A 26,925-nucleotide genomic window follows, 5' to 3' on the forward strand; every position below is an offset into this window, starting at 1 on the left:
AGCCTGTCGGACTTAAGACTGATCCACTACGGAAAAGCCGGATTTGGCCATATTTCACGCATTTTCTCGTTGAATAGCCAGCTATTCGCCTCAAAAACCCACGAAATCTGTCTCAAACCGGTCTTTCCCTCGCTACGATCGCTTAAGTCCGGCAGGCTGCTAGTAAAAATTTGAAGCGCTGCAGTTACGCTTTCGTGGCGTAATAAGCAGCGCTTTTTAATTTCAACTCACTTTATATGAGCATTAATAAATTTCGCGGCCAAGGGTGTTAGTAACGCCGCTTTTTTTACCTCATGCCCCTTGGGAAAATGATCCGAAGCGCTATCCTCTGCATCAGAAAAATGGCTATTGACTATTCACGGCCAGCCCCCACCTTATGATTTGCGGACCTGCCGCCTAACCTGCTCAAGGAACATGATGTCTATTTCAATGTACACCGCCAGCGTTCCAGTTTTTAAGCAATTACTCACCGCTCTTGCTGATGTTTTAGCCAAAGCAGAAGCGCATGCCCAAGCTCACAAAATTGACCCAGCCGTCTTGCTACAAACGCGTTTGTATCCAGATATGTTTCCACTGGTGCGCCAAGTGCAGATCGCTTGTGACTTTGCCAAAAGCGTACCTGCACGCTTAGCGGGGGTAGAAGTACCAGCTTATGAAGACAATGAACAAAGCTTTGCCGAGCTACAAGCCCGTATTGCCAAAACACTGGTGCTCTTAGATGGCCTAAGCGCAGCTCAAATCGACGGCAGTGAAGCTTTAGAAATCGTGCTCCGCCCTGGCACACCAAAAGAAAAAAAACTCGACGGCCAAACCTATCTGCTCTCTTATGGCTTGCCGCAGTTTTTCTTCCATGTAACCACCACTTACGCACTGCTACGGCATAACGGTGTAGAAATTGGTAAACGCGATTTTATGGGCGCTTACTAAGCCCCCTCGCATCATTTGCCAAGCCTCACCCCCTAGCGCAGTGCTAAGCCTGTCCATTTCAGGATGGGAAACTCATTTGTAGGGTGGACAAAAGCGGTTAGCCTTGCCCACTCTACAAATACTTAAGTTGACAGGTTTAAGAGCAAGGCATCCGCCTCTTACCTCACCATTTTTACTTGTTTTCCAGAAATAAATATTACCATTCTAGAAATTATTACCTACATAAAATAAATAAGAACTTATTTATTTAGCGCCCTCATGCATTTTTAATATTCATTCCTAAGCACGCATTAATTGCTAATATACAATTAGCATTTTACCGGCAACAATCAAACAGCATAGAACGCGCATAAAAAAACATTCCATTCTTTTGAACTTTTCATATTCAAAGCGCACTAATCTTCAAGCAACTAAATTTAACCTGCACCAGCACAATATCAATTTTTTTCTTTGTACTAAATAGCAATTTAATTACATAGTGAATTTTAATAAATTAAAATGCATTTTTTACAAAATTGAATTTAGTTAAAAATAACCATTTTTAAACGGAGAAAACAATGCCTCCTTTAATATCAGTAAAACACCGTGACGGTATTTTGCATATTCCACAAGACACCTTAAATGATTGGCCAATGGCACAATTTGCCAATACAAAGGACAGGGGAATTGTAGTAAAGGCACTGGGGCTGGAGTTAACCAGTGCTTTTCTCTCCATTTTTGACGCCCAAAGCCAACAAATCATTGGTGAAGAAGCCCTATTACGCGCCAGTGTTCGCCGTAAAGCACTTGCTACATCAGAAGTATTTAAAAGTGCACAAGGTGGCGATTGCTTGGTGGAATTTGACCGCCTATGCCGCAGCCTACATTTAATGAACCACCTTGCTGGCCCTTACCCAAAACGCACGCTATTTCTAAATGTTTATCCAGAACTACTGATGTCAACAGGTGAACAGCACGCCGATGCCTTCGAGCGAATTTTGCAAGATCAAGGCCTCAGCCCTAAGGATATTGTATTAGAGATTTTTGAATCCACGGTACTACCAGATCAAACAGCCCGTTTAGCCAAAGCCATTAAAAGCTACCGCGAGCGCGGCTACCGGATCGCAATCGATGATTACGGCTTTTTAAATAGTAATTTAAGCCGCTTACTCACACTAAGCCCAGAGATTGTTAAGCTGGATCGAATCGTCATCAACGCCATCAGCAAGGAACCACTGGCCCAAGAGCTGCTATGCCAATTTGTGGAGCGCCTGCATGACAACGGCAGCTTGGTCGTGATTGAAGGCATTAATAGTGCCGAGCAACTCACCCTCGCCCAAGCCAGCGGCGCAGATATGATGCAGGGCTATTTTTTAAGTGAGCCGCGCCATTTGAGTAGTGAGGCGTTTGTGCACGTCTTGGCAAGTTCGTAAATATGGAATATAAAAACAATTATTAATTCTTTTTAAATCTATATAGCTGGCGATTAGACTAAGCCTTATCCACTACAAGGGCTTACACATGAAACTGATCGCCAGCTTAATTCTTAGCCTTGCCAGCACCAGTCTCTTTGCAACATCAGTTGAACTGCTTAATGTTTCTTACGATCCAACTCGTGAGCTTTATCAAGACTATAACAAAGCCTTCAGCAACTACTGGAAGAAAAAAACCGGTGATGATGTTACCGTGCGCCAATCCCACGGTGGCTCGGGCAAGCAAGCCCGATCGGTGCTCGATGGCTTGCAAGCCGATGTGGTGACGCTGGCCTTGGCTTACGATATTGACGAGCTAGCCTCCCCGGCCAAATTACTAGATGCTGGCTGGCAAAAAAAGCTACCGGACAACGCCTCACCTTACACCTCGACCATTGTGTTCCTCGTTAAAAAAGGCAATCCCAAGGGGATTAAAGACTGGGGTGACCTCATCAAAAGCGATGTAAAAGTCATTACGCCTAACCCTAAAACCAGCGGCGGCGCGCGTTGGAATTATTTAGCCGCTTGGGGCTGGGCTAAAAAAACCTACGGTTCGGACGATAAAGCCCGCGACTATGTACAAAAACTCTTCAAAAACGTTCCCGTACTCGATACCGGCGCACGCGGATCAACCACCACCTTTACCCAACGCGGCATTGGCGATGTATTACTCGCTTGGGAAAACGAAGCTGAATTAGTGGTTAAAGAAATAGGCAAAGATAAATTCGAAATCATCGCCCCAAGCTACTCGATCAAGGCCGAGCCCCCTGTGGCCGTGGTCGATAAAGTCGTCGATAAAAAAGGCACCCGCAAAGTAGCCGAGGAATACCTGAAATATCTATATTCCAAAGAAGGCCAAGAAATCATCGCGCAAAACTACTACCGCCCAATCGACCCAGCAACCGCGGCCAAATACGCCCATCAGTTCCCGAAAGTAACGCAGTTTGATATCGACGACGTATTCGGTGGCTGGGCCAAAGCGCAAAAAACGCACTTTAGCGACGGCGGCACATTCGATCAGATTTATCAGCCGAGTAAGTAAGCACAAGCACGCTAGGGTGGTGCATCAGGGCGGGTGAAACCCGCCGCTATATTAGCTTTTAGGGCGTAAATCTGACGGGTTTCACCCCATATGCGCTAATCAGTTTGGCTTTTAGTAGCAAACAAAGACAGAAGAGGAGGAGGACTACGCTCACGATACGGGGCTTAAATCTCCCCTTGAAACACGCCGGAGTGAGGAACAAGCGGGGCGGGGTTTCGGCCAGGGAGCGAGGCAGCGAGCCAATCCCGCCCGCCGCCGACTCGATTGTCCGCAACGCAGGGGCCTTCGTGTTTCGTGGGGTGGCCTTCTTTGGCTTCGTTTCTTGGCCACACAAGAAAGGAAGGTCCCGCGGGACGCCCGCACCTAAATCAACGTGCCGAAGGCACTAAAAAGATCTTTTTGACTTTGCGGTTGCACCCGCCCTGCGATGACTCAAAACTTGCAAACGTCACTTTTTAACAAACACCTCAAAGGCATAAGCCCCATCAGAAAAGAGCCCACCATGTCAGCCACTATCCATCATGCCAGCGGCACTTTACATGTACCCAAAGATACCCTCGCCGATTGGCCCAGCGCCCAGTTTGCCTATACCCAAGAGCGCGGCATCGTGGTGAAGGCGCTGGGGCTGGAGCTCACCAGCGTGTTTCAGCCCATTTTTGCATCAGATGCGCAAACCATCATCGGCGAAGAAGGCCTGCTACGCGCCAGTATCCGCCGCAAAGCCATGTCGCCTGCCGATGTTTTTAAAAGCGCCACCCGAGGCGAATGCTTGGTGGCTTTCGATCGCCTATGCCGCAGCCTGCATTTAATGAACCACTTGGCTGGGCCGCAAAAAGGCAAAACATTATTTCTAAATGTTCACCCCGAACTGCTGATTGCCGTTGAAAAACAGCACGGCGAGGCATTCGAGCGTATTTTGCAAGATCAGGGTTTAAAGCCTAGCGATGTGGTGCTAGAAATCCTTGAATCCACCATTCCTGACGCACAAGAAGCCGGCCTTATCCGCGCGATAAAAAACTATCGCCAACGTGGCTACCGAATAGCTATCGATGATTACGGCCAGAAAAATGCCAATCTCTGCCATCTGCTGTCCTTGTCTCCCGACATTGTAAAGCTGGATAAAGTATTAATTCACGCCACAGACCGCAATAGTAAGGCGCAGCGATTACTAGGCCAGCTGGTTGAAATGCTACATGATCTCGACAGTCAGGTTGTGATCGAAGGGATAGAAAGCGCTGAGCAGCTAGCGATTGCTCAAGAAAGCGGTGCGGATTTCTTTCAAGGCTATTTCTTGGCAGAACCCAGATATTTAAATAAATAAGTTTAGTTATTTAAATAACACTCAATAGTCTTTGTGAAACTTAACAAAGCCAGTAAAAATCAACACTATCTGACACACCGCTAGGAAATCGTCATGCGTCTTAAGTCTCTGCTCGCCGCCATCGCCCTCAGTACCACCTTGCCCGCCTTTGCCGACAGTACACTCCTCAATGTGTCTTATGACGTGATGCGCGATTTCTATAAAGACTACAACCCTGCCTTCGCCAAATACTGGAAAGCCAAATCAGGCGAAGACATCACCCTACAAATGTCGCACGGCGGCTCCAGCAAGCAAGCGCGCTCGGTGATCGATGGCCTGCAAGCCGATGTAGTCACCATGAATCAGCACAACGATATCGACGCCATCGCAGATAAAGCCAAGCTTTTGCCGGCCGATTGGGCCAAACGCCTACCGAATGACGCAGCACCTTTTACCAGCTTGCAAGTGCTGATCGTTCGCAAGGGCAACCCAAAAGGGATTAAGGACTGGAATGATTTAACCAAACCCGGCGTTGGCGTGATCGTGCCCAACCCAAAAACCTCGGGCAATGGCCGCTACACTTATCTGGCGGCATGGGGCTATGCCGCAAAACTGCCGGGTGGCAATGATGCAAAAGCACGTGAATTTGTCGCCAGCGTATTTAAAAACATCCCAATACTAGATGCTGGTGGCCGCGCCGCCACCACCACCTTTATGCAACGCCAGATTGGCGATGTATTGGTAACCTTTGAAAACGAAGCCGAAATGATCGCCAAAGAATTTGGCCGTGGTCTGTTTGAAGTGGTTTACCCAAGCATTTCCATCGAAGCCGAGCCACCTGTCGCCATCGTCGATAAAGTGGTCGATAAAAAAGGCACTCGCAAACAGGCCGAGGAATATCTGAAATACCTGTGGAGCCCAGCAGGCCAAGAAATTGCCGCGCAAAACTATCTGCGCCCAAGAGACAAAGCCATCGCAGCCAAATACGCCAAGCAATTCCCAGCGATTAAATTATTCGCTATCGAAGAATTCGGTGGCTGGCAAAAAGCCCAAAAAACACACTTTGAAGACGGTGCAATTTACGACCAGATCTCAGCAAGCATTGCTAAGCGCTGATACACCACCAGAGTTAAACCTTAAACCACAGAGGGCACAGAGTTTCACAGAGAAAAACTAACTAAGGATCTGGCGTGAAGTGACTCCCCGTCATCCCCGAGTGTTTTTATCGGGGATCCAAGAGTACCACTGGATTCCCGCCTTCGGGGAATGACGAAAGTGGGGAGTTAATACATGCCATGCCCTAAAGAGCAGGTTTTCTCTGTGGCTCTCTGTGTCCTCCTTTTACTCTGTGGTTCAAGATTCAGCGCTCTAAACCACTAAGTAGAATTCCCCTTTATACCCCATCGGATTCACCATGCGCTTCAAACAGCCAAGCGTTTTGCCCGGTTTTAATTTAAGCCTTGGCTACACGCTGTTTTATTTATCGATCATCGTTCTACTGCCGCTCTCAGCGCTGCTCATCAAAACCAGTGCGCTAAGTTGGGAGCATTTCTGGCAGATTATTAGCGAGCCACGCGTAGTGGCATCTTATAAGCTGACATTTGGCGCGTCCCTACTGGCGGCGCTGATCAACCTCTTTACCGGCCTGCTGGTGGCATGGGTGCTGGTGCGTTATCAGTTTTATGGCAAACGCTTTATTGATGCCATGGTCGATCTGCCTTTTGCCCTGCCTACCGCAGTGGCTGGGATTGCGCTGGCGACCATTTACGCGCCTAACGGCTGGATAGGCCAATATCTGGAGCCACTGGGTATCAAGATTGCCTTCACCCCCATCGGCATCGTGATTGCGCTGACCTTTGTGACTCTGCCGTTTGTAGTGCGCACAGTGCAACCGGTCTTGCAAGACTTGGAGCATGAACTTGAAGAAGCCGCTTGCAGCTTGGGTGCAGGCCGTTGGCAGATCTTTTACAAAGTCATCTTCCCTACCATTTTGCCTGCACTCTTAACCGGCTTTGCACTGGCCTTTGCACGGGCGATTGGCGAATATGGCTCGGTGATTTTTATCGCGGGCAATATGCCTTTTGTTTCAGAAATCACCCCGCTGATGATTATTTCCAAACTAGAGCAATACGATTATCTGGGCGCAACCGCCATTGCCGTCGTCATGCTGGTGGTGTCCTTTGCCCTGCTGCTCTTGATTAATGGCTTGCAGTGGTGGACAGCGAAGCGCTTAGGGAGAGTTAAATAATGGCCTCAATACACCACATCCCTAGCGTAGAGGGGCATAGATAATGGCTTCAACCATTCAACGCTCTATCGTCACCACCGAAAGCCCTGCTGTGCGCTATTTGCTCACCGGCCTTGCCCTGCTGTTTATCAGTGTTTTTCTGGTGATTCCGCTGGCTTCGGTGTTTGTCGAAGCGTTTCGCCAAGGTTGGCGGCTTTATCTAGCGGCCCTTGTAGAGCCAGATGCGGTACAGGCCATTAAGCTGACGCTGATTGTTGCGGCAATTTCATTGCCCGCCAATCTGATCTTTGGCGTGGCGGCGGCGTGGGCGATTGCCAAGTTTGATTTCAAAGGCAAAAGCTTTTTAACGACCTTGATTGATCTGCCGTTTTCCGTCTCCCCTGTCGTGGCGGGGCTGATTTATGTGCTGATGTTTGGCGCGCAGGGCTGGTGGGGGCCGTGGCTGATTGAGCACAACTACACCATTATTTTTGCCGTGCCTGGCATTGTGCTGGCCACCATTTTTGTCACCTTCCCCTTTGTGGCCCGTGAGCTGATTCCGCTGATGGAAGCCCAAGGCTCGGACGAAGAACAAGCCGCAATTGTACTGGGTGCATCTAGCTGGCAGATGTTTTGGCGCGTCACCCTCCCCAAGATCAAGTGGGCATTGCTCTATGGCGTGATTTTAGCCAACGCCCGCGCCATGGGTGAGTTTGGCGCGGTATCGGTGGTTTCCGGCCATATTCGTGGCATGACCAATACCGTGCCGCTGCATGTTGAGATTCTTTACAACGAATACAACTTCGTCGGCGCATTCGCCTGCGCCTCTATCTTGGCGCTGTTAGCCCTCTTAACCCTCGCGGCAAAAAGCTATGTGGAATGGAGAGGTGAGCAACAAGCGGCAGCAGATCGACGACATGCGGTTGAGGAGTAGATCGGGAATCGGGAATCGCTTCGCCCCCTTCCTGCGCCGCCAACTTAAAGCCCTTAGCTTTTCTCTGTGGAACTCCATGTTCCACGTGCCCTCTGTGGTTCAAGATTTGGGTTTTGCTACGCACCATCAAAAGGCATTCAATATGAGTATCGAAGTTAAAAACATCGCCAAGCGTTTCGGTGCTTTTACCGCGCTGGATAATCTGAATTTAGAAGTGAAATCGGGCGAGCTGTTGGCGCTGCTTGGGCCTTCGGGCTGCGGCAAAACCACGCTGCTGCGGGTGATTGCTGGCCTTGAAACGCCCGATCAAGGGCAGATTTTATTTCATGGTGAATATGCCACCGATACCCATGTCAGAGAGCGGCAGGTCGGTTTTGTTTTCCAGCACTACGCGCTGTTTCGCCACATGACGGTATTTGAAAACGTCGCGTTTGGCCTGCGCGTTCGCCCTAAGAAAACCCGCCCATCAGAAGCGGCGATCAAAGAAAAAGTCCATGCCCTACTCAATATGGTGCAACTGGATTGGCTGGCCGATCGCTTCCCTGCGCAATTATCCGGCGGACAAAGGCAGCGGATTGCCTTGGCCCGCGCACTGGCTGTAGAGCCTAAAGTCTTGCTGTTAGACGAGCCTTTTGGAGCGCTGGATACCAAGGTGCGCAAAGAGCTGCGCCGCTGGTTGCGCCGCCTGCACGATGAAATGCATATCACCAGCGTATTTGTGACCCACGATCAGGAAGAAGCACTGGAAGTGGCCGATCGCGTAGTAGTGATGAATAAAGGCCAGATCGAGCAAATTGGCACGCCAGAGCAGGTCTACGACACGCCCGCCACTCCGTTTGTGTACCAGTTTTTGGGCGATGTAAATCTTTTCCACAGCCGCGTTCACGAAGGTTGGGCAGAAGTAGGCGGTGCACGTTTTGCAGCGCCTGATGTTGCACAGGCTACCGCCACGGTTTATGTTCGCCCACATGAAATTGATCTATCCCGCCTTGCAAATCAAAGCGCCATTGCAGGAAAAATTATCCATGTGCGCTTGCTAGGGGCAACGGTAAGACTAGAAGTCGCCATTGCCAATACAGAAATCGTAGAAGTAGAAATCACCCGCGAGCGACAACAAGAGGGACAATGGCAATCGGGAGAAAGTGTTTTTCTTACGCCAAGAGAAGCAAAAGTCTATCCAGCTGCGGCTTGAAGCAGCAAAAAGCCCATTGGTAGCCTGACAAAGCAATGACCCCTTGCCCATAGCTAAGGCCAGAGCTAGGGTAAAGAGTCATTTTGCTGCGCTACTATCATGCTAATTGAACCCGTTTGGAATACAGATCGTGAATGGATTGCCCTAAGGCTGCATGCAGAGCCGCACCAACTGGTAACCCTCGCCCCACTTTTTGCTGAATCTATACTGGCAAAGCTGCCTTGCCTATGGGAAAGCTGCGATGGGTTGTTTCCTGCTGAGTTAGCTGAGCCACATCCTTTTGTAATTTTGCTCAATAATAATGAGCTTGCTCTGCCAGCTCCGCAAACGGCACGTCGGTTACTCAGTGCTCCCAGTGAAGACCTTGGCCTCATCGCTGGCGTGCAAACCCTCCCAAGCCAGCTCCCCCCTAAAGTGTGGCTAACCGGCACTTGGCTTCTGGCCCCACAAAAACCCGACAGCCGCCCCAACCCTAGCAAACCGGTTTTATTAGAGCTACTTGGCTTAATCGTTAGTGATGCCGACACCCCCGCCATCGAAGCCGTGATCGCCAAAGCACCACAACTAGTGTTCAGCTTATTAAGATTGGTTAATTCAGTGGCCGTAGGCGGCAGCACCCATGCAGAAAGCCTGCGCCAAGCCATCGCTATCTTAGGAAGACGGCAATTACAACGCTGGCTACAGCTTTTGCTTTATGCCGAGCAATTTGGTGCTGATAGTGGCACGCCACCACTGCTACTCTTAGCCGCACTACGCGCCAAGCGGCTAGAAAACTGGGCAAATAGCAGCGCACTACCCAGTATCAAGCCAGATGTGGCCTTTATGGCTGGCATGCTCTCCTTGCTAGATCGCCTATTTGGCCAAACCTTAAGCGAAATTCTTGATCCACTCCCGCTCAGCCCCGAGCTGCGTACTGGTTTGCTGGCAGGCGAAGGGCCGCTTGGAAATGCCATCAATGCACTTGCCGCAATGGAAGCCGGTGATGAAGCCGTGCTCAGCAATTTACTAAGCGACACCCAATCTAGTGCGTGGATGCAATCTGAGATCAGCGCCTGCCAATGGGTTAGAAAACTATTGGCATCCGCCACATGAATAACGAGCTAGATAGCGAATCCGGCATCTATGCGGCGCTTGAAGCGTCGATCATTACGATGGATTTGGAAGGCTATATCACCGGCTGGAACCGTGGTGCTGAGCTATTGTTTGGCTATCTAGCGGATGAAGTTTTAGGCAAACATATTCTACTTTTGTATGCAGATGCAGAAAACCAAGGGGAAGAAGATTGTTTTAACGAGGTCATCGCCAATGGTCATGCCGAAATGGATGTTAAACGGCGGCGGAAAGATGGTAGTGATTTCTGGGCACATCTTCACCTCACCTTGATACGTAATAAACAAGGCCTAGGCACAAGACTTATTGCTTATGTCCGTGATATCAGCAGCCAGCTTGCCAATGAAGAGCGCAGCCGGCTTTATACCCGAATCTTTGAATATGCCCGTGAAGCCATTGTCATTACCGATAGTAATCGCCTTATTCTGAGCGTAAACAACGCCTATTTAAAGATTACCGGCCGCAATATGCAAGAAGTGCAAGGCACCATGCCTAGCTTTTTAAATAGCACAGAGAAGTACACCTCTAAAGCCATTGAAAATACACTTAAATCATTGGGGCATTGGGAAGGCGAATTATGGGATCAGCGCGCCAATGGAGAAGCCTTTCCAGCATGGCTAACCATTAGCGCGGTACACACCAACTTGGGCTTCATTAGCCATTACTTTGCGGTGTTTTCTGACCACACAGAAAAACGCCAAACTGATGCTAAAATCCATCAGTTAGCTTATTACGATACGCTCACTAGCCTCCCCAACCGTGCCATGCTATTTTCTTTACTCGCCCAATCTTTATCCGAGGCAAAGCGCAAACAAAAACATGGTTCATTATTATGCTTTAACATTAACGGCTTCAAAAATATCAATGATTCATTTGGTCACGCCTCAGCAGATATTTTATTGGCAGAATTAGCAAAACGCATCCGCCTTGCCTTACGAGAAGAAGACGTTGTGTCCCGCTTCAGTGGCGATGAATTTTATATTGCCTTATTTGAAATAGAGCAAAGAGAAGATGCCATTTTAGTTGCCCGTAGAATTTTACAATCTACCGCAGCGCCATTTTATTTAAAGAATCAAGAAATTGTTTTGATTTGCCATATTGGCATTACTATTTATCCAGATGATGGCTATGACTCAGAAACGCTGATCAACAATGCCACCGTAGCCATGCATCGTGCTAAAAAGAACAATCAAAATTATTTATTTTATTCTACGGAAATGAACCGCAGCTCCTTAGAAAAAATCAAACTCGAGGCCGAACTTCACCACGCACTAAACTTAAATCAATTTGAGCTTTATTTTCAACCACAGGTTGATTTTCCTAGCAAAAAAATCATGGGAGCAGAGGCTTTAATTCGCTGGCAGCATCCACTAAAAGGAATGATTTCTCCCGCTAACTTTATCCCCTTTGCAGAAGAAACAGGCTTAATTGTTGCCATTGGCAGCTGGGTGCTTAATGAAGCAATTAGCCAAATTGCCGAATGGAAGAAAGCGGGTCTTTCACTAGATAGGCTCGCCGTTAATTTATCCGTCATGCAATTCAACCCCCAATTACCGGAAGAGATTGCGGCCCTTTTAACTCACCACAAAATACCTGCTGAATTAGTCGAGCTAGAGTTAACAGAAAGTTTATTAATGGGCAATGGCCAATCTAACGTACTTAACCAATTGCATAGCAATGGCTTTAGCCTAGCACTAGACGACTTTGGAACCGGATATTCCAATTTAGCTTATTTACAAAACTATCCAATCGATTATTTAAAGATAGACCAATCTTTTGTACAATCGTTACCAGATAATTTGCATTCTGCAGCGATTGTTCGTTCCATTATTGATATCGCTAACAATTTAGGATTAAAGCTCATTGCCGAGGGCGTAGAAAACCAATCACAAGCCGAATATCTTTCCAACTTAGGCTGCAATTTAATCCAAGGTTATTACTACTACCGCCCCATGAGTGCGGCAGACTTTACGCAGCTGCTTATTACGCAACAAAGTGAAATAACTAAGTCTGCCTAAGCCTATCACCAGCTCTAATTTCTATTACACAGTAGCAAAAATAACTAAATCTTGAACCACAGAGAACACAGCGCGCTTAGCTCAATGAAAGAGGATATGAATCATCATGCTATTGGGCTTTCACTACTTACGAGGCATTTAGCAAGCCCACTCTCTGTGAAGCTCTGCGGTACAATATTTTACAAGCAACCTAAACTAGATAATAGGCACGGCTTACAATCGCTTACACAATTAAGCTCTGCTTCAACAAAGCGTATTTTACCTGCCCAGCCTTGCCATCCTTTACGATTTCCCAGCCTTCCCGATCTGGCCAATTAGCTGTTTCTGCATAGATAACGGCCCCTGAATTAAGCACACGGGGCAGTTTTGGTAATACTTGCGCTAAAAAATCTGATGCAAAGGGAGGGTCTAAAAACACCACGTCAAACCGTTCCGCCGTGCTATCTAAAAAGCGTAGCGCATCGCCCCAAATCACCTCAATATTGCTAGCCCCAAGCAAGTTTTGATTCTCTTTTAGGCTAGCGGCCACGTTTTTGGCCCGCTCTACCATCACGACACGCTTGGCATTCCTTGATGCAGCCTCAAAACCGAGCGCGCCGCTGCCAGAGAATAAATCTAAGCACGTCAGATTGGTACACTCTTGGCCTAGCCAATTAAAAAGAGTTTCACGCACCCGATCTGGCGTAGGCCGTAGGCCTTCTGAGTCAGGAAACTTCAATAAACGGCGTTTATAGTCACCGCCAATAATACGAACCTGGTTTTTGAACTGTGCGGCCATGTTAAAATCCTAGCAATCTGTAATTAAATAGCCCAGCAGCCTGTTAATAAGATAAGCCACTTAGTGGTTTTTCGTAGAAAACAGACTTTTTTCGACAGGCTGCCCGCATTTTCCGCCATCTTTCGGAATCCCCGCAAACTCATGTTCAGTTTTTTTCGCAAAAAAAAGCCGGTTGCACCGGTTACACCAGAATCACCACTGGTGGTAGAGCCTGTTCAAATCGACACGGCACCTATCAATCAAACAGCTGAAGTTGTAACTGACTCGGCTCCCGCTCCCTCTGCAGCCCTTATTCAGCAGCATGAAGCCATCGCCATTGAAACGGTGATAGCAGAGCCAGCCGCAGCCCCTTTTCAGAGCGTAGAGCCTGATGCTCCTGCTCCTGCTCCTGCTCCTGCTCCTGCTCCTGCTCCTGCTCCTGCTCCTGCTCCTGCTCCAATTATTGAGGCGGCTGAGCCACAAGCCAAGCTTTCTTGGTCTGAGCGCCTAAAAGCGGGTTTAACTAAAACCCGTGATCGTCTGGGTAAAAGCTTAGCGGGCCTATTTGGTGGCGGCCAGATCGATGAAGATCTGTATGAAGAGCTGGAATCGGTGTTGCTCACCGCCGATATGGGTGTCGATGCAACACAACATTTGTTAGATGATGTACGAAATCGTGTAAGCCTTGCAGGGCTTAAAAATGGCAGTGAGCTAAAAGGTGCATTACAAAGCTCCCTCACTGATTTAATCAACCCACTACAAAAGCCGCTGGATATTAGCACCCATAAGCCATTTATTTTGATGGTAGCTGGCGTAAATGGTGCAGGTAAAACAACCAGCATCGGTAAATTAGCCAAGTATTTTCAAGGCCAAGGCCTCAGCGTCTTACTCGCCGCTGGTGATACTTTCCGCGCTGCCGCGCGTGAGCAGTTGGTGGTATGGGGCGAGCGTAATGGTGTGCAGGTGATTGCCCAAGATGGTGGTGATTCTGCAGCGGTGGCCTTTGATGCAGTAAACGCAGCCAAGGCGCGTGGCATTGATGTGGTGATCGTCGATACCGCTGGCCGCCTGCCTACGCAATTACATTTGATGGAAGAAATAAAAAAAGTAAAACGCGTGGTACAAAAAGCCGATCCTACTGGCCCGCATGAAATCATGCTGGTGCTGGATGCCAATAACGGCCAGAACGCGCTCAGCCAAGTAAAATCGTTCGACGATGCACTCGGCCTAACGGGTTTGATCTTGACCAAGCTCGACGGCACAGCCAAAGGCGGGATTATCGCGGCCATTGCCAAACAGCGCCCTATTCCACTGCGCTTTATTGGCGTGGGCGAAAGCATCGACGATTTGCGCCCCTTTATTGCCAAAGACTATGTAGACGCGCTGTTTGATTAAGTATGGATAGGGCACACAAACAACTGACCATCTACTCATGAGCCCACATATTTCCTTTCGCACGGCTAGCCTTGCTGATGTGCGGAACTTGGCCGCGCTGGCGATTCAGGTATGGCTACATACCTACGCCAAGGATGGGATTCGCCATGATATTTCGGCGTATGTGCTGGGTGAATTTACTCCTAAAAAATTCGCTGCACTCATCAACAATCCACAGTATCGCCTACTGATTGCGGAGAATAAGGGGCATCTTATCGCCTACGCCATGCTTGATTTGGCCGCTAGCAATGCAGATTTGCCCAGCGCTGAACTGAAAACTTTTTATGTCCAAGAAGCCTTTACCGGCCAAGGTATAGGCAAGCAGCTCTTGGCGTATGTAGAGCGCAATCTCAATCAGCAGGCCTATTGGCTCAGCGTAAATAGCAACAATACCCGCGCCATTGCCTTTTATGCACACCAAGCTTTTGTTCAGCATGGTGTAACATATTTCGAGTTTGGCGGTAATCAATACGAAAACAAGGTGCTGGTGAAGCATCCAAAAGCAATAGACATCAAACATATGTAAAGGCATGCCGTGCCTTTACAGAGAAATAGGGCCTCTTATGATCCAGTTCCAGCAAGTCAGTAAGCGCTATCCTGGCGGCTTTGATGCCGTAAAGAACTTAAGCTTTGAGATACCAAGCGGCGAACTGGTGTTTTTAGCGGGCCATTCCGGTGCAGGTAAATCGACGCTATTAAAGCTGATTGCAGGGATAGAAAAACCGAGTGGCGGCATTGTTAACGTCAATGGGCAAAATATGGCGAAGATGAACCGCAGCTCGCTACCCTATATCCGCCGCCATTTAGGGCTCATTTTTCAAGACCATAAAATACTATTTGATCGCACAGTATTAGATAACGTCAGCTTGCCGCTCGACATTATTGGCTTTAATCATAAAGAAGGCCGCCGCCGCGTTTTGGCAGCACTCGATAAGGTTGGTCTCACCGGCAAAGAAAAGCTCAACCCCGTTTCGCTATCGGGCGGCGAGCAGCAGCGATTATGCATCGCTCGGGCCGTGGTGCATCGCCCTGCCATTTTACTGGCAGATGAGCCAACCGCTAATTTGGATAGAGATTACGCTCACGATATTTTGGAGCTATTTAAATCTTTTCACCAAGTGGGCGTCACCATTGTGATCTCCGCACACGATGAAACCCTGATGGCAGATTATGGCCGCCGGATTTTACGTTTAAAAAACGGTCAATTTTCTACCTGAGGCGATATGAAACACTGGTTAAGACTTCATGGCCAATCACTGGCCCGCACTTTAGGCGCATTAGTTCGCCATCCTTTTTCAAGCGCGCTTAATCTACTGGTGATTGGCATTACTGCCGCGCTGCCTTTAGCGCTCTGGCTGGTTATTAGTAGTGTTTCTAGCGTAGCGAGCCAAATTCATATTGAGCCGCAAATTTCGATCTTTATGCGCGATTCCGCCACCAAAGAAGACCTGAGCATGCTCGCTGAGCAGTTAAAAAAAGACCCGCGTATCGCCAGTAGCCGGTTTATTGCCAAGGACGAAGCACTTAAAGAAATGCAGGCGTCCTCTGGAGCCGCCAATTTATTAGCAGGCTTAAGCGAAAACCCACTACCTGATGCTTTTATCTTAAGTAGCAAAGATGGCCAAGCCACTAAGCTAGAAGCCTTGCAAAAAGACTTGCTAACTCGGCCTGGCGTAGACGAAATTCAGCTTGATTCGGCGTGGGCGCATCGTTTAGAAAGACTACTCGCCTTAGGCCAAACGTTATTCGAAGTGATTGTAGTATTGCTTGCCACGGCCCTAGCGCTGATTACCGGCAACGCCATTCGCATGCAGATTTTGACTCGCAAGGAAGAAATTGAGGTGGCGCGGCTCATTGGCGCAACGGATGCCTTTATCCGTCGACCATTTATCTACTTTGCCATGGTGCAAGGTTTGCTCGGTGGCCTATTTGCTTGTGCAATTGTGGCAGGTATTTTGTCGCACCTAAACCCAGCTGTGTTTGAATTAGCCAACGCGTACGGGCAAAAATTTAGCTTATTGTCACCAGACTTTAGTACGGTCGTCATAGTATGTGGCCTATGCACCCTGCTTACCTTTATCGGTGCATGGCTTGCGGTATGGCGACATTTGAGGCAATTTACCTAAAAAATTCAAGGAACTGCACTGGGCCATTCATTTACGCTATGGACCAGATAGGAAAAATTGCCGTGCTTCACCGCCCTATACTGTGATTGAATCAAGTCACTGAATAAATGAACTTCGTCATATTTTGGCACTCTCATGATACGAGTGCTAGAATCAACGAGAGTTTTTGCAAGGAGAGACTTAAACATGGCAGTTGCACTTACACTTCCCGTACTGTCTAGTGGTGACAGCATCGAGAGCTATATCCAGCGTGTAAATACGGTGCCTATGCTCTCACAGGAAGAGGAAATTAACCTTGCTGAGCGCTTTCGCCAAGAGAATGATCTAGAGGCCGCCAAGCAGTTGGTCATGTCCCACCTGCGGGTCGTGGTATCGATTGCACGCGGCTATTCTGGCTACGGCCTGCCACAGGCAGACCTTATCCAAGAAGGCAATATTGGCTTGATGAAGGCGGTAAAACGCTTTGAACCAGGCCGTGGCGTACGCTTGTTTTCCTTTGCCGTACACTGGATTAAAGCTGAAATCCACGAATACGTGCTGCGTAACTGGCGCTTAGTACGCGTTGCCACCACCAAAGCTCAACGTAAATTATTCTTTAATCTGCGCTCCATGAAGCCAGGCTTTGCCGCACTCACTACCTCAGAAGCGCAAAAAATCGCCGATGATTTAGGCGTAAAACGTGAAGAAGTGCTAGAAATGGAAACGCGGATGAGCGGCCAAGATATTTCGCTGATCTCGGACGACAACGAGGACGAAGGCTACGCGCCTATTGATTGGCTTGCCGATCACGACAGCGCACCGGACGCCACCCTTGCCCGTCGTGCTACCGATAAGCTGCATACCGAAGGACTGCAAATGGCACTGGCCAGCTTAGACGAGCGCAGCCGCCGGATTGTAGAAACACGCTGGTTAGCCGACGAAGGCTCGTCTTTAACGCTGCATGATTTAGCTGCAGAGTTTAATGTATCGGCCGAGCGCATCCGCCAAATTGAGGCCAAAGCCCTCAGTAAAATGAAGCAGGCTTTATTGCCAGCATAAAAAAACGGAGCCAGCGGCTCCGTTTTTTTATATCTGAACATCTTACAACAGTTCTGTAGACACAGAGAGCGGTGAGAACACAGAGCACACAAAAAACCTTTTAAGGGTGAGGGTGATCATTTACCCATTTTGCATTCTCATGGTTTTCTCAGTGTGCTGCTTTACCCATCTGTGTTTTCTGTGTCTACAGACCTTTTTGACTTTCACCCCCTCAAAACAACTTCTTCAAATCCATTCCCTTATACATTCCCGCCACTTGGTCCCCATAGCCATTAAACATTAAGGTTTTGCGCTTAAAAAACTCGCCAATACGCCGCTCGGTGGCTTGGCTCCAGCGGGGGTGGTCTACTTCAGGGTTTACATTGGAATAAAAGCCATATTCATTTGGCCCCGCCTTATTCCATGAAGTTTGTGGCTGTTTTTCAGTAAGGCGGATTTTTACAATGGATTTGGCACTTTTAAAACCATATTTCCACGGCACTACCACTCGGATGGGTGCGCCATTTTGATTAGGCAGTACTTTGCCATATAAGCCCACCGCCATAATGGTTAATGGATGCATCGCTTCATCGATACGCAGGCCTTCGGTATAAGGCCAATCTAGCACCGCTCGTTGCACGCCAGGCATCTGCTCTTTATCTGCTAATGAAATAAACTCAACATATTTAGCTTTAGAGGTGGGATTAACCCGCTTTAGCAGCTCTGAAAGAGGGAAACCCACCCATGGAATCACCATCGACCAGCCTTCTACACAGCGCAAGCGATAAATTCGCTCCTCAAGCGGCGCTATTTTTAAAAGCTCATCCATAGAAAATGTGTGAGGCTTATCACATTCACCTTCAATCACAATATTCCAAGGCCGCGTTTTTAGCTTGCCCGCAGTTTGGGCGGGATCATCCTTGTCCGTGCCAAATTCATAGAAATTATTGTATTGGGTGATTTGCTCAAAGCTGTTTTTATCGTCTTTAACCGAGAGAGGGCTCTTACGATAAACCAGCTCGCCCGCCGCTTGCGCAGGCAACGCCACCGCCAAGCCCAAAGCCGCAGCACCGGTCATCAGTTGCCGACGGTTTAACCAAAGCGCTTCTGGGGTGATTTCAGAACTTAAAATTTGATCAGTAGGGCGAATGAGCATGGTGTTCTCCTAAAATTTTTTAGTCGGGTAGAAGCACCATGGCTGACAGTAGTGCCAATAAATATTATTCAGTACTCAATTACCCCTGCAGGCAAGCGCAGTCCACTTAACCATCCTACTTTAGGCTTGAGTATTTTAATATACTTGAAAAAACAAGGCTGTAGCGGCCCCAAGCAGCAAAACAACGGCTGCAATTCGCATGCTGCGGTCTATTTCTGAGCGCATTGCTGGGCTAATCCGCTTCCAAAGCGCATAAACCAGCAAGCCTAGCAAACAGATACTTAATATCTTTTCTTTCATTTATTGTAATAATTTGTCTTGTGTGGAAAATACGCACTCTTGCATACAAATGTTAAAGCTTTACATTAAGTATTTAGCTTTAATGCTTGCTTATAAAAGATAAAACAAGTGAAAAATGCACACTGGGTATTTTAGAGCTAAGTGATTGTATCAAAAGAACAATTAAAAAACGGGCGCTTGTGCGCTCTTTTTTTTTACTCTATAGTGGGAAGTAGTGGGTAAAAGTGGGTAAAAGTGTTGTTTTAACCCTTACAGAACGGATAAATATACATGTTTGGCGGCGTAGCCTCAGTAAATCTCGATAGCAAAGGACGATTGGCAATCCCTGCCAGGCATCGTGACGTGCTCGGGACACACTGTGCAAATCGTTTGGTAATTACTGCCGAACCATCGGGCTGCTTGCTGCTTTACCCAGAACCTGATTGGTTACCGGTACGCGACCAACTTAATCGTCTTTCTGGCGCTCAGATGCCTATTCGTCGTTTTATCGTTGGCCATGCCGAAGAGATCGAACCGGATAACGCTGGGCGCATTTTAATTCCGCCTCGTTTACGCCAATTGGCGGGCCTAGATAAGGAAGTGGCCCTCGTGGGCATGGGTAATAAATTTGAGCTGTGGGATGAAGCCCGTTGGGCTGCCCAAATTCAGGCCGTTATGGATATCAATCCCGACGATCTGGCAAACCAAATGCAAGGCATTGTGCTTTGACACAGATATATATCAGAGCCCTTAAGGCTCTCAACAACGCTATGCAGGACTTTGTGCTTTGACGCTTATCCACACCACCGTTTTATTAGAAGAAGCGGTGCACGCTCTGGCTATCAAGCCAAATGGTACTTACGTTGACTGCACCTTTGGTCGCGGTGGCCATTCGCGGCTCATTCTCTCCAGACTAGGGCCCGAAGGCCGTCTGATCGCTTTTGATAAAGATTTAATGGCGATTGCCGAGGCAACAACCATTACGGATCCGCGCTTTACCATCGTTCACGAAGGCTTTGTGAATTTGCAGAAAGAATTAAACCTGCGCGGAATTGATGCAGTGGACGGCGTGCTAATGGATTTAGGCGTGTCATCCCCACAATTAGATGACGCAAGCCGTGGCTTTAGCTTTCGTTTTGACGCACCGCTGGATATGCGCATGGATACCACCCGTGGCACAACGGCGGCCGAATGGCTGAACCTAGCCGATGAGAAAGAAATTGCAGAGGTAGTAAAAGACTATGGCGAAGAGCGGTTTGCTAAACAGGTTGCAGCAGCGATTGTTGCAAGTCGAGCGGGAAAACAGATTCTCACCACTGGGCAACTCTCCGAGATTGTTGCAACAGCCGTCAAGAGTCGCGAGCCGGGTCAGAACCCGGCGACACGTACCTTCCAAGCTATACGGATTTACATCAATCGCGAACTTGAGGAGCTTGCGCTAACCCTGCCGCAAGCTTTGCAGCTGTTGAATACTGGTGGGCGTTTCTCGGTGATTGCTTTCCATTCATTGGAAGACCGCATCGTTAAACGCTTTTTACAAGACGCAGCACAAGGCGACAAACTGCCATCGCGCCTGCCCGTGCGTGCCGCTGATATTGCCGAACCACCGGTCAAAATCATTGGTAAGCCGATCCGTGCCAGCGACAAAGAAGTGAGCGATAACCCGCGTGCACGCAGTGCCATTTTGCGTACGGCAGAGCGGACGGGTATTGCGCTGTGACTCGTTTGAACCTTTTTTTGCTCGCAATTTTAATTGTGTGTGCGTTGGCGCTCATTACCAGCCAGCACAAGGCCCGCAAACTTTATGGCGAGCTGCAAAAAGAGGCCGCACTAAGCCGTAAATTAGATGTGGAGTGGGGACAATTACAGCTTGAACAAAGCACTTGGGCCATGCATTCACGTATTGAAACTGAAGCTACACAAAAATTAAATATGCAAGTTCCAGGCCCAAGCCGTACTCAAGTGATTTTACCGCATGGTGAACGCGTCGCTAAACCGGTGTCGGAATGAAATTAGCCCGACCTAAACGTGTGGCATCGCAGCCACGCCAACAACGTTTTGCGCAGCCGCCAAAACTAGAACGCTGGCGAGTGTGGTTTGTAGTGGTATTTTTGCTCAGCTTATTTGCAATTTTGCTAGGGCGCGGCCTGTATTTGCAAGCTTGGAATGAAGGCTTTCTGCAAGAGCAAGGTGATGCCCGTTATATGCGTAACCTAAGGCAAGCAGCAAACCGTGGAATGATTACCGATAGACATGGCGAGCCACTAGCAATCTCTACGCCAGTGCAATCGATCTGGGCCAGCCCACGCAGCATGACGCTCTTGCCAGATGGCCAGGAGCGAGCCGCAGATTGGGAGCCTAAATCAGAGAAAGACCCGGTTCCAGTTTCAAAAAGTGAAATTAAAAAACTGGCCACAGCATTACAACAGCCCTTTGAAGACATTACTAAAAAGCTAAGCTACTCACGTAAAAATGCAAAAGGTGAAAGCGTTAAGCCTGATTTCCTATGGCTAAACCGGCATATGTCACCCAATGACGCCAAAACGGTGATGGCGCTGAATGTACCAGGCGTCTATACGCAAACCGAATACCGCCGCTACTACCCTGCTGGCGATGTGATGGCACAAATTGTGGGCACTACCGATATCGATGGCAAAGGGCAAGAAGGTTTTGAGCTCACCCGTGAGGCGATGCTGGCAGGCAAATCAGGAAGCCGCACCGTTATTCGTGACCGACGTGGTTATATCGTTGAAGACGTTTCTACCATTGTTCCCGCCAAAGACGGCGAAACATTGCAGTTATCCATCGATCGTAAGATTCAATATCTGGCGTATCGGGAGCTTAAAAAAGGCATTGAAGCCGCCAATGCAGTAGCGGGTGCAGCGGTGGTACTAGATGCAAAAACAGGAGAAGTACTGGCGCTGGCTAACCTCCCCTCTTACAACCCCAACAGCCGTGAGCGGGTTGATTTAGGTAGGAAACGCAATCGCGTGGTTACCGATACTTACGAGCCAGGCTCAACAATGAAGCCTTTTATTATTGCAGCGGGCTTAGAGCAAGGTGTAATTAAACCCAATAGTGTGGTGATGACCACGGGCTCTATGACCATTGGCCCAGCCACTTTTAAAGATACTCGCAACTATGGGCAGCTCAACCCTGAAGGCATTTTAAAGCACTCCAGTAATGTGGGGGCGGCCAAAGTAGGCCTGATGATGAGCCGTGAAAATTTATGGACATACTTTAATAACTACGGGTTTGGTGCATCAACCCATAGCGGTTTTCCAGGAGAAGCATTTGGGCGCGTCAGGCCTTGGAAAACATGGCGGCCAATTGAGCAAGCCACCATGTCTTTTGGCCACGGTCTTTCGGTAAGCCTGATGCAAATGGCGCGTGGCTACACCGTATTTACCAATAGCGGCGAGATGAAGCCGATCACCTTTACCAAGATGATCGCACCTAGCCCAGGTAAGCAGGTTATTTCTAGCAAAACTGCTGATTTAGTTAAAAACATGCTAGAAGCCGTGACTCAGCCTGGCGGCACGGCCACTAAAGCCCAAATTGTTGGCTTTAGAGTGGGCGGTAAAACGGGTACAGCACGCAAGATTGTGAATGGTCAGTATTCAAGAGAAAAGTACGAAGTATCGTTTATTGGCTTTGCACCGGTCTCCAACCCTAGGCTGATTGTGGCCGTCTTGGTGGATGAGCCGTCCACAGTGGGTAATCGATATTACGGCGGCTGGGTTTCAGCACCAATTTTCCAAGAAATCATGGCCGGCAGCCTGCGTATCTTGGGCGTACCGCCTGATGCGCCGATGAATAATATTTTGCTACCAGGCCTGGATGCTCCAGAGCTAAGAGAAGAAACGTAAATAGCAATGGACACGGTAATGACACGCTATGCCGTGCCCCCCCTCACCACCAAAAAGGAAGAAACATGAAAGCTGTGAGTTGGAACCTCCCTTCTCTCGACCTTCCAGCGATTGATGCAATCGCATCAGGGGCACGCCTCGTGGTGGACAGCCGCAGGGTGCAAAACGGGGATGTTTTCTTAGCCTTTCAAGGTGAAGAGGCTGATGGGCGTAGCTATATCGAAGCCGCCATTGCCGCTGGGGCCGCCGCAGTCTTATGGGAAACCGATGGCTTTGAGTGGAATCCAGATTGGAAAGTAGCCAACCTTGGCATTGCAGATTTGCGTGCGCAAGCAGGCATTGTGGCCGCGCACTTACTGGGCAATCCATCGCAAGCGATGTTTGTAACCGGCATTACCGGCACGAATGGCAAAACCTCGATTGCCCACTGGCTGACCCAAGCCTTTAACCTGCTCGGCAATAAAGCGGCCATGCTTGGCACGCTGGGCAACGGTTTTATTGATAAATTAGAAAGCTCCAGCCACACCACGCTCGACCCCGTTACTCTGCAAAGCTGGCTGTCGCGCTTGCAAGGTGAAGGCGCAAGCCATATTGCCATGGAAGTTTCTTCGCACGGGCTAGTCCAAGCACGCGTACATGGCACCGTTTTTAATGTGGCGGTATTTACCAATTTGACCCGTGATCATCTAGATTACCACGGCGATATGGGCAGCTATGGTGCGGCCAAAGCCAAGTTATTTGAGTGGGAAGGCTTAAAAACAGCCGTTATCAACACAGATGATGCATTTGGGCGCGAGCTAGCCTCCACCTGCAAAGCGCCGCGCGTACTGACTTATGGCCTAGAAAACGGCGGCATTCGCGCCACCAAAATCAATTTAAGCCTAAGCGGATTAGAGCTAGAAGTTGCAACGCCTTATGGCCTATGCAATATCAGCTCGCCAATGTTAGGTCGTTTCAATGCCAGCAATTTGCTCGCCTGCCTAGCCGTACTCTTGGCCGCCGACGTGCCGCTCGCTACCGCAGCCAATATTCTTGGGCAGATTCAGCCCGCTGCGGGCCGTATGCAAAAGTTGGGCGGCGATGAGCGCCCACTCGCAGTGGTGGATTACGCCCACACCCCTGATGCACTCGAAAAAGCCCTCTCTACGCTACGCGAATCCATGCAGGAAGATGGCCGCTTGTATTGCATCTTTGGCTGCGGCGGCGATAGAGATAAAGGCAAGCGCCCTTTAATGGGCGAGATTGCTTGCCACTTGGCTGATTCAGTCATTATCACTTCAGATAATCCTCGCACCGAAACCCCGCAAGCGATTATTCAAGACATCGTACGTGGTGTTTCTGGTGTACCAGGCACGGGCCACGCCAATTACATCATTGATTCAGATCGCTCTTCGGCCATTGCGGATGCCATTGATTTAGCCACCGCCAACGACGTGATTTTGATCGCCGGCAAAGGCCACGAAACTTATCAGGAAATCGCAGGAATTCGTCATCCCTTTGATGATGTGGCGATCGCTAACCGCGCCCTATCAAGGAAGAAAAAATAATGTTGTCTTTGCAAGAAACCGCGCTGGCCCTTAAGGCCGCTTTACACGCTGAAGGTGAGATCCGCTTTGAGCGCGTTACCACCGACAGCCGTGATATTCGCGCGGGTGATTTATTTGTGGCCTTACGCGGCGAAAGCTTCGATGGCAATGCCTTTGCAACTGCGGCCATCGCGGCGGGGGCTGTCTGTGCCTTGGTCGATACGCCCATCGCTGGCCCACATATTTTAGTAGACGACACACTGGCAGCCCTTGGGCAGCTGGCCACCTTTTGGCGCGCGCATTTAAAAGCAGCCACAGGGCAAATTGTGATTGGCGTAACCGGCAGCAATGGCAAAACCACGGTTAAAGAAATGATCTCTGCCGTGCTGGGCCACAGCGGTAAAAACGCTGTACACGCTACACGCGGTAATCTAAACAACCATATCGGCTTACCGCTTACCCTATTGGCGGCACGTGCAAGCCATCGCTATGTAGTTGCCGAAATGGGCATGAATCATTTTGATGAAATCAGCTACCTCACCCATATCGCCAAGCCAGATATCGCCATTATCACCAACGCAGGCCGCTGCCATTTAGAAGCGCTCGGCAGCGTGGCGGGGGTGGCTCAGGCCAAGGGTGAGATTTTTGCGGGCTTGGTTGCGGGTGGCTACGCCATTATCAACGCCGACGACGATTACGCTCCGCTATGGCGCGAGCTAGCCGCCGAGCATCCACAAGTTAGCTTTAGCCTCACAAATGCCGATGTCTACGCGCGTAATTTGTGCGCTCACCATACCGGCGCGCAATTTACCCTGTGCACGCCCAATGACTCGGCACAAGTCGATTTACAAATACCAGGCTTACACAATGTACTCAATGCCTTAGCAGCAGCGGCCGTCGGCCACGCCTTAGCTATAGGCGCAGAGGACATTGCCAGCGGATTAGCTAGCTACGAAGGCACAAAGGGACGCTTGCAAAGCAAAACCGCCTTTAATGGCGCAAGAGTATTCGACGATACTTACAACGCAAACCCAGAATCCATGCGCGCAGCGATTGATGTGCTGGCCAGCTTTGGCAGCGACACCCTGCTGATTCTGGGCGATATGGGCGAGTTAGGAAGCGATGTTGCAGAGCGCCATCAAGAGATCGGCACTTACGCGCAGCACAAAGGCATTACCCGCCTGTATACCCACGGCTCGCTTATGCAGCTTGCCAGCCAAGCTTTTGGCACTCACGGCCAGCACTTTAGCGATATTGCCGAATTAATCAGCTACGTTCGCAAAGATTTATCCCCAAGCACCACGATCTTGGTAAAAGGCTCGCGCTTTATGCGTATGGAACGCGTCGTTGATGGCGTAGTAATAAACAATCTGGAGAAGATGTAAATGTTGTTGCTGTTAGCTCAATGGCTAGGCGAATCAGTTCGCGCCTTTCACGTTTTTAACTACATCACTTTGAGAGCGGTGCTGGCGACCATGACGGCGCTCGGTATCTCTTGGACGATGGGCCCTTGGGTCATTCAAAAGCTCACCGATTTGAAAGTCGGCCAAGTGGTACGTACTGACGGTGTACAAAGCCATTTAATTAAAGCGGGCACTCCTACTATGGGCGGCACGCTGATCTTACTGGCGATTGGCCTTACCACTCTGCTCTGGGGTGATCTGCGCAATAAATATGTTTGGCTAGCACTGATTGTTACGCTCGCCACCGGTGTCATTGGCTTTGTAGATGACTACCGAAAAATTGCCTTAAAAGACACTAAGGGAATGTCGGCCAAAGCCAAATTATTCTGGCAATCCTTGATCGCCATTGGTGCTGGCGTATTTTTGGTGTATGCCGGCGGTAGCCTGCCTGCCAATACGGGGTTTGTCGTGCCCTTTTTCAAACAAATCCTCTACCCCTTTGGCGCGGTTGGCTTTTGTATCCTGACTTACTTTGTGATTGTTGGCACCAGTAATGCGGTGAACTTAACCGATGGTTTAGATGGCTTAGCCATTATGCCAACGGTGCTGATCTCATTTGCTTTTTGCATCTTTGCTTATGTAGCCGGCAATGTGGTGTTTTCCAAATACCTAGGTGTGCCCTTTGTGCCAGGCGCGGGTGAGCTTGTGATTTTCTGTGCCTCTATGGCTGGAGCGGGCTTAGGATTTTTATGGTTTAACGCCTACCCAGCCGAAGTCTTCATGGGAGATGTGGGTGCCCTAGCCCTTGGCGCTGGCCTTGGCATTGTGGCGGTAATTGTGCGCCAAGAAATTGTACTGCTGATTATGGGCGGTGTATTTGTGATGGAAGCATTGTCCGTGATGATTCAAGTCGCCAGCTTTAAGCTACGCGGCAAACGAGTATTTAGAATGGCCCCGATTCACCACCATTACGAATTAAAAGGCTGGAAAGAAACCCAAGTCGTTGTGCGCTTCTGGATCATCACCATGCTGTTGGTATTGGCCGGTTTAGCCACGCTGAAGCTGCGTTAACGATTGAAAGACAAAGCTAGGTCTTGAACCACGGAGGAAAGCAAGAGAATCACACCTGCCTTTATCCGTTCTGAAGGTTTTCTCTG

General features: G+C 49.0%; 25 protein-coding genes. 22 read left to right on the forward strand and 3 right to left on the reverse strand.

Features of this window, described 5'->3' with window-relative positions; translation table 11 throughout:
* Positions 1 to 417 precede the first annotated feature (417 nt).
* The 10 genes from C1H71_RS07200 (at position 418) to C1H71_RS07245 (ending at position 12,201) form a co-directional block, all read left to right on the forward strand.
* Positions 418 to 927: a DUF1993 domain-containing protein gene (locus tag C1H71_RS07200; protein ID WP_130108154.1), complete on the forward strand. Its 510-nt coding sequence runs from the start codon at positions 418 to 420 to the stop codon at positions 925 to 927.
* A gap of 557 nt (positions 928 to 1,484) precedes the next feature.
* Positions 1,485 to 2,339 carry an EAL domain-containing protein gene (locus C1H71_RS07205; protein WP_130105941.1) on the forward strand — a complete coding sequence of 285 codons (855 nt, stop codon included), beginning with the start codon at positions 1,485 to 1,487 and terminating at the stop codon, positions 2,337 to 2,339.
* 88 nt (positions 2,340 to 2,427) lie between these two features.
* On the forward strand, positions 2,428 to 3,420 hold the full coding sequence (locus C1H71_RS07210) for a sulfate ABC transporter substrate-binding protein (protein WP_130105942.1): 993 nt from the start codon (positions 2,428 to 2,430) through the stop codon (positions 3,418 to 3,420).
* Between the two features lie 502 nt (positions 3,421 to 3,922).
* Complete coding sequence (locus C1H71_RS07215) at positions 3,923 to 4,741, forward strand: EAL domain-containing protein (protein WP_188053642.1); 819 nt, start codon at positions 3,923 to 3,925, stop codon at positions 4,739 to 4,741.
* Positions 4,742 to 4,834: 93 nt separating this feature from the next.
* The gene (locus C1H71_RS07220; protein ID WP_130105944.1) at positions 4,835 to 5,836 is read left to right on the forward strand and encodes a sulfate ABC transporter substrate-binding protein; all 1,002 of its coding nucleotides are present in this window, start codon (positions 4,835 to 4,837) and stop codon (positions 5,834 to 5,836) included.
* Between the two features lie 298 nt (positions 5,837 to 6,134).
* Positions 6,135 to 6,968 (forward strand): sulfate ABC transporter permease subunit CysT, encoded by an 834-nt coding sequence (cysT, locus tag C1H71_RS07225; RefSeq protein WP_130105945.1) that lies wholly within the window; start codon positions 6,135 to 6,137, stop codon positions 6,966 to 6,968.
* 43 nt (positions 6,969 to 7,011) lie between these two features.
* Complete coding sequence (cysW, locus tag C1H71_RS07230; RefSeq protein ID WP_130105946.1) at positions 7,012 to 7,881, forward strand: sulfate ABC transporter permease subunit CysW; 870 nt, start codon at positions 7,012 to 7,014, stop codon at positions 7,879 to 7,881.
* Positions 7,882 to 8,023: 142 nt separating this feature from the next.
* Entirely contained in the window at positions 8,024 to 9,073 is a 1,050-nt protein-coding gene (locus C1H71_RS07235; RefSeq protein WP_130105947.1) for a sulfate/molybdate ABC transporter ATP-binding protein, read from the forward strand.
* A gap of 99 nt (positions 9,074 to 9,172) precedes the next feature.
* On the forward strand, positions 9,173 to 10,165 hold the full coding sequence (locus tag C1H71_RS07240; protein WP_130105948.1) for an HDOD domain-containing protein: 993 nt from the start codon (positions 9,173 to 9,175) through the stop codon (positions 10,163 to 10,165).
* The gene (locus tag C1H71_RS07245) at positions 10,162 to 12,201 is read left to right on the forward strand and encodes a putative bifunctional diguanylate cyclase/phosphodiesterase (RefSeq protein ID WP_130105949.1); all 2,040 of its coding nucleotides are present in this window, start codon (positions 10,162 to 10,164) and stop codon (positions 12,199 to 12,201) included. The genes C1H71_RS07240 and C1H71_RS07245 overlap by 4 nt, the downstream gene beginning before the upstream one ends.
* Before the next feature lie 223 nt (positions 12,202 to 12,424).
* Here C1H71_RS07245 and rsmD read toward each other — a convergent pair whose 3' ends face one another.
* Positions 12,425 to 12,979, reverse strand: coding sequence for a 16S rRNA (guanine(966)-N(2))-methyltransferase RsmD (rsmD, locus tag C1H71_RS07250; RefSeq protein WP_130105950.1), 555 nt, complete (start codon positions 12,977 to 12,979; stop codon positions 12,425 to 12,427).
* A 141-nt stretch (positions 12,980 to 13,120) separates the two neighbouring features.
* Between rsmD and ftsY the strand changes: the two genes are divergently transcribed.
* The 5 genes from ftsY to rpoH all read left to right on the forward strand — a co-directional run bounded on the left by ftsY (position 13,121) and on the right by rpoH (position 17,556).
* A complete protein-coding gene (gene ftsY, locus C1H71_RS07255; protein WP_188053644.1) occupies positions 13,121 to 14,353 on the forward strand; it encodes a signal recognition particle-docking protein FtsY in 1,233 nt (410 codons plus the stop codon).
* A gap of 37 nt (positions 14,354 to 14,390) precedes the next feature.
* The gene (locus C1H71_RS07260; RefSeq protein ID WP_130105951.1) at positions 14,391 to 14,918 is read left to right on the forward strand and encodes a GNAT family N-acetyltransferase; all 528 of its coding nucleotides are present in this window, start codon (positions 14,391 to 14,393) and stop codon (positions 14,916 to 14,918) included.
* Positions 14,919 to 14,955: 37 nt separating this feature from the next.
* The gene (gene ftsE / locus C1H71_RS07265; RefSeq protein ID WP_130105952.1) at positions 14,956 to 15,609 is read left to right on the forward strand and encodes a cell division ATP-binding protein FtsE; all 654 of its coding nucleotides are present in this window, start codon (positions 14,956 to 14,958) and stop codon (positions 15,607 to 15,609) included.
* Positions 15,610 to 15,615: 6 nt separating this feature from the next.
* Positions 15,616 to 16,518 carry a permease-like cell division protein FtsX gene (ftsX, locus tag C1H71_RS07270; RefSeq protein WP_130105953.1) on the forward strand — a complete coding sequence of 301 codons (903 nt, stop codon included), beginning with the start codon at positions 15,616 to 15,618 and terminating at the stop codon, positions 16,516 to 16,518.
* A gap of 186 nt (positions 16,519 to 16,704) precedes the next feature.
* Complete coding sequence (gene rpoH / locus C1H71_RS07275) at positions 16,705 to 17,556, forward strand: RNA polymerase sigma factor RpoH (protein WP_130105954.1); 852 nt, start codon at positions 16,705 to 16,707, stop codon at positions 17,554 to 17,556.
* A 211-nt stretch (positions 17,557 to 17,767) separates the two neighbouring features.
* On the opposite strand, the gene msrP is transcribed toward rpoH, so the two are convergent.
* Entirely contained in the window at positions 17,768 to 18,691 is a 924-nt protein-coding gene (gene msrP / locus C1H71_RS07280) for a protein-methionine-sulfoxide reductase catalytic subunit MsrP (RefSeq protein ID WP_130105955.1), read from the reverse strand.
* Between the two features lie 135 nt (positions 18,692 to 18,826).
* Complete coding sequence (locus C1H71_RS22105; protein ID WP_445351653.1) at positions 18,827 to 18,991, reverse strand: protein MIGRI; 165 nt, start codon at positions 18,989 to 18,991, stop codon at positions 18,827 to 18,829.
* Between the two features lie 270 nt (positions 18,992 to 19,261).
* On the opposite strand from C1H71_RS22105, the gene mraZ reads away from it, so the two are divergent.
* The 7 genes from mraZ (at position 19,262) to mraY (ending at position 26,839) form a co-directional block, all read left to right on the forward strand.
* The gene (mraZ, locus tag C1H71_RS07285) at positions 19,262 to 19,699 is read left to right on the forward strand and encodes a division/cell wall cluster transcriptional repressor MraZ (protein WP_130105956.1); all 438 of its coding nucleotides are present in this window, start codon (positions 19,262 to 19,264) and stop codon (positions 19,697 to 19,699) included.
* A 58-nt stretch (positions 19,700 to 19,757) separates the two neighbouring features.
* On the forward strand, positions 19,758 to 20,690 hold the full coding sequence (gene rsmH / locus C1H71_RS07290) for a 16S rRNA (cytosine(1402)-N(4))-methyltransferase RsmH (RefSeq protein ID WP_130105957.1): 933 nt from the start codon (positions 19,758 to 19,760) through the stop codon (positions 20,688 to 20,690).
* Positions 20,687 to 20,980: a cell division protein FtsL gene (ftsL, locus tag C1H71_RS07295; RefSeq protein WP_130105958.1), complete on the forward strand. Its 294-nt coding sequence runs from the start codon at positions 20,687 to 20,689 to the stop codon at positions 20,978 to 20,980. Before rsmH ends, ftsL begins: the two co-directional genes overlap by 4 nt.
* Complete coding sequence (locus C1H71_RS07300; RefSeq protein ID WP_130105959.1) at positions 20,977 to 22,839, forward strand: peptidoglycan D,D-transpeptidase FtsI family protein; 1,863 nt, start codon at positions 20,977 to 20,979, stop codon at positions 22,837 to 22,839. The genes ftsL and C1H71_RS07300 overlap by 4 nt, the downstream gene beginning before the upstream one ends.
* Positions 22,840 to 22,904: 65 nt before the next feature.
* Positions 22,905 to 24,386, forward strand: a complete 1,482-nt coding sequence (locus C1H71_RS07305; protein ID WP_130105960.1) for a UDP-N-acetylmuramoyl-L-alanyl-D-glutamate--2,6-diaminopimelate ligase — start codon at positions 22,905 to 22,907, stop codon at positions 24,384 to 24,386.
* Complete coding sequence (locus C1H71_RS07310) at positions 24,386 to 25,750, forward strand: UDP-N-acetylmuramoyl-tripeptide--D-alanyl-D-alanine ligase (RefSeq protein WP_130105961.1); 1,365 nt, start codon at positions 24,386 to 24,388, stop codon at positions 25,748 to 25,750. Before C1H71_RS07305 ends, C1H71_RS07310 begins: the two co-directional genes overlap by 1 nt.
* Entirely contained in the window at positions 25,751 to 26,839 is a 1,089-nt protein-coding gene (mraY, locus tag C1H71_RS07315) for a phospho-N-acetylmuramoyl-pentapeptide-transferase (RefSeq protein ID WP_130105962.1), read from the forward strand.
* Positions 26,840 to 26,925 lie beyond the last annotated feature (86 nt).

It is taken from the genome of Iodobacter fluviatilis, from assembly GCF_004194535.1.
Lineage (GTDB): Bacteria > Pseudomonadota > Gammaproteobacteria > Burkholderiales > Chitinibacteraceae > Iodobacter > Iodobacter fluviatilis_A.

Excerpts from the sequence above, each read along its gene's own strand:
- cysW (WP_130105946.1), top strand. The coding sequence starts at position 7,012 with ATGGCTTCAACCATTCAACGCTCTATCGTCACCACCGAAAGCCCTGCT.
- C1H71_RS07300 (WP_130105959.1), top strand. The coding sequence starts at position 20,977 with ATGAAATTAGCCCGACCTAAACGTGTGGCATCGCAGCCACGCCAACAA.
- C1H71_RS07205 (WP_130105941.1), top strand. The coding sequence starts at position 1,485 with ATGCCTCCTTTAATATCAGTAAAACACCGTGACGGTATTTTGCATATT.
- ftsX (WP_130105953.1), top strand. The coding sequence starts at position 15,616 with ATGAAACACTGGTTAAGACTTCATGGCCAATCACTGGCCCGCACTTTA.
- C1H71_RS07210 (WP_130105942.1), top strand. The coding sequence starts at position 2,428 with ATGAAACTGATCGCCAGCTTAATTCTTAGCCTTGCCAGCACCAGTCTC.
- msrP (WP_130105955.1), bottom strand. The coding sequence starts at position 18,691 with ATGCTCATTCGCCCTACTGATCAAATTTTAAGTTCTGAAATCACCCCA.
- ftsE (WP_130105952.1), top strand. The coding sequence starts at position 14,956 with ATGATCCAGTTCCAGCAAGTCAGTAAGCGCTATCCTGGCGGCTTTGAT.
- C1H71_RS07235 (WP_130105947.1), top strand. The coding sequence starts at position 8,024 with ATGAGTATCGAAGTTAAAAACATCGCCAAGCGTTTCGGTGCTTTTACC.
- mraY (WP_130105962.1), top strand. The coding sequence starts at position 25,751 with ATGTTGTTGCTGTTAGCTCAATGGCTAGGCGAATCAGTTCGCGCCTTT.
- C1H71_RS07215 (WP_188053642.1), top strand. The coding sequence starts at position 3,923 with ATGTCAGCCACTATCCATCATGCCAGCGGCACTTTACATGTACCCAAA.
- C1H71_RS07220 (WP_130105944.1), top strand. The coding sequence starts at position 4,835 with ATGCGTCTTAAGTCTCTGCTCGCCGCCATCGCCCTCAGTACCACCTTG.
- C1H71_RS22105 (WP_445351653.1), bottom strand. The coding sequence starts at position 18,991 with ATGAAAGAAAAGATATTAAGTATCTGTTTGCTAGGCTTGCTGGTTTAT.
- cysT (WP_130105945.1), top strand. The coding sequence starts at position 6,135 with ATGCGCTTCAAACAGCCAAGCGTTTTGCCCGGTTTTAATTTAAGCCTT.
- C1H71_RS07260 (WP_130105951.1), top strand. The coding sequence starts at position 14,391 with ATGAGCCCACATATTTCCTTTCGCACGGCTAGCCTTGCTGATGTGCGG.
- mraZ (WP_130105956.1), top strand. The coding sequence starts at position 19,262 with ATGTTTGGCGGCGTAGCCTCAGTAAATCTCGATAGCAAAGGACGATTG.
- C1H71_RS07310 (WP_130105961.1), top strand. The coding sequence starts at position 24,386 with ATGTTGTCTTTGCAAGAAACCGCGCTGGCCCTTAAGGCCGCTTTACAC.
- ftsY (WP_188053644.1), top strand. The coding sequence starts at position 13,121 with ATGTTCAGTTTTTTTCGCAAAAAAAAGCCGGTTGCACCGGTTACACCA.
- C1H71_RS07240 (WP_130105948.1), top strand. The coding sequence starts at position 9,173 with ATGCTAATTGAACCCGTTTGGAATACAGATCGTGAATGGATTGCCCTA.
- C1H71_RS07245 (WP_130105949.1), top strand. The coding sequence starts at position 10,162 with ATGAATAACGAGCTAGATAGCGAATCCGGCATCTATGCGGCGCTTGAA.
- C1H71_RS07200 (WP_130108154.1), top strand. The coding sequence starts at position 418 with ATGTCTATTTCAATGTACACCGCCAGCGTTCCAGTTTTTAAGCAATTA.
- rpoH (WP_130105954.1), top strand. The coding sequence starts at position 16,705 with ATGGCAGTTGCACTTACACTTCCCGTACTGTCTAGTGGTGACAGCATC.
- C1H71_RS07305 (WP_130105960.1), top strand. The coding sequence starts at position 22,905 with ATGAAAGCTGTGAGTTGGAACCTCCCTTCTCTCGACCTTCCAGCGATT.
- rsmD (WP_130105950.1), bottom strand. The coding sequence starts at position 12,979 with ATGGCCGCACAGTTCAAAAACCAGGTTCGTATTATTGGCGGTGACTAT.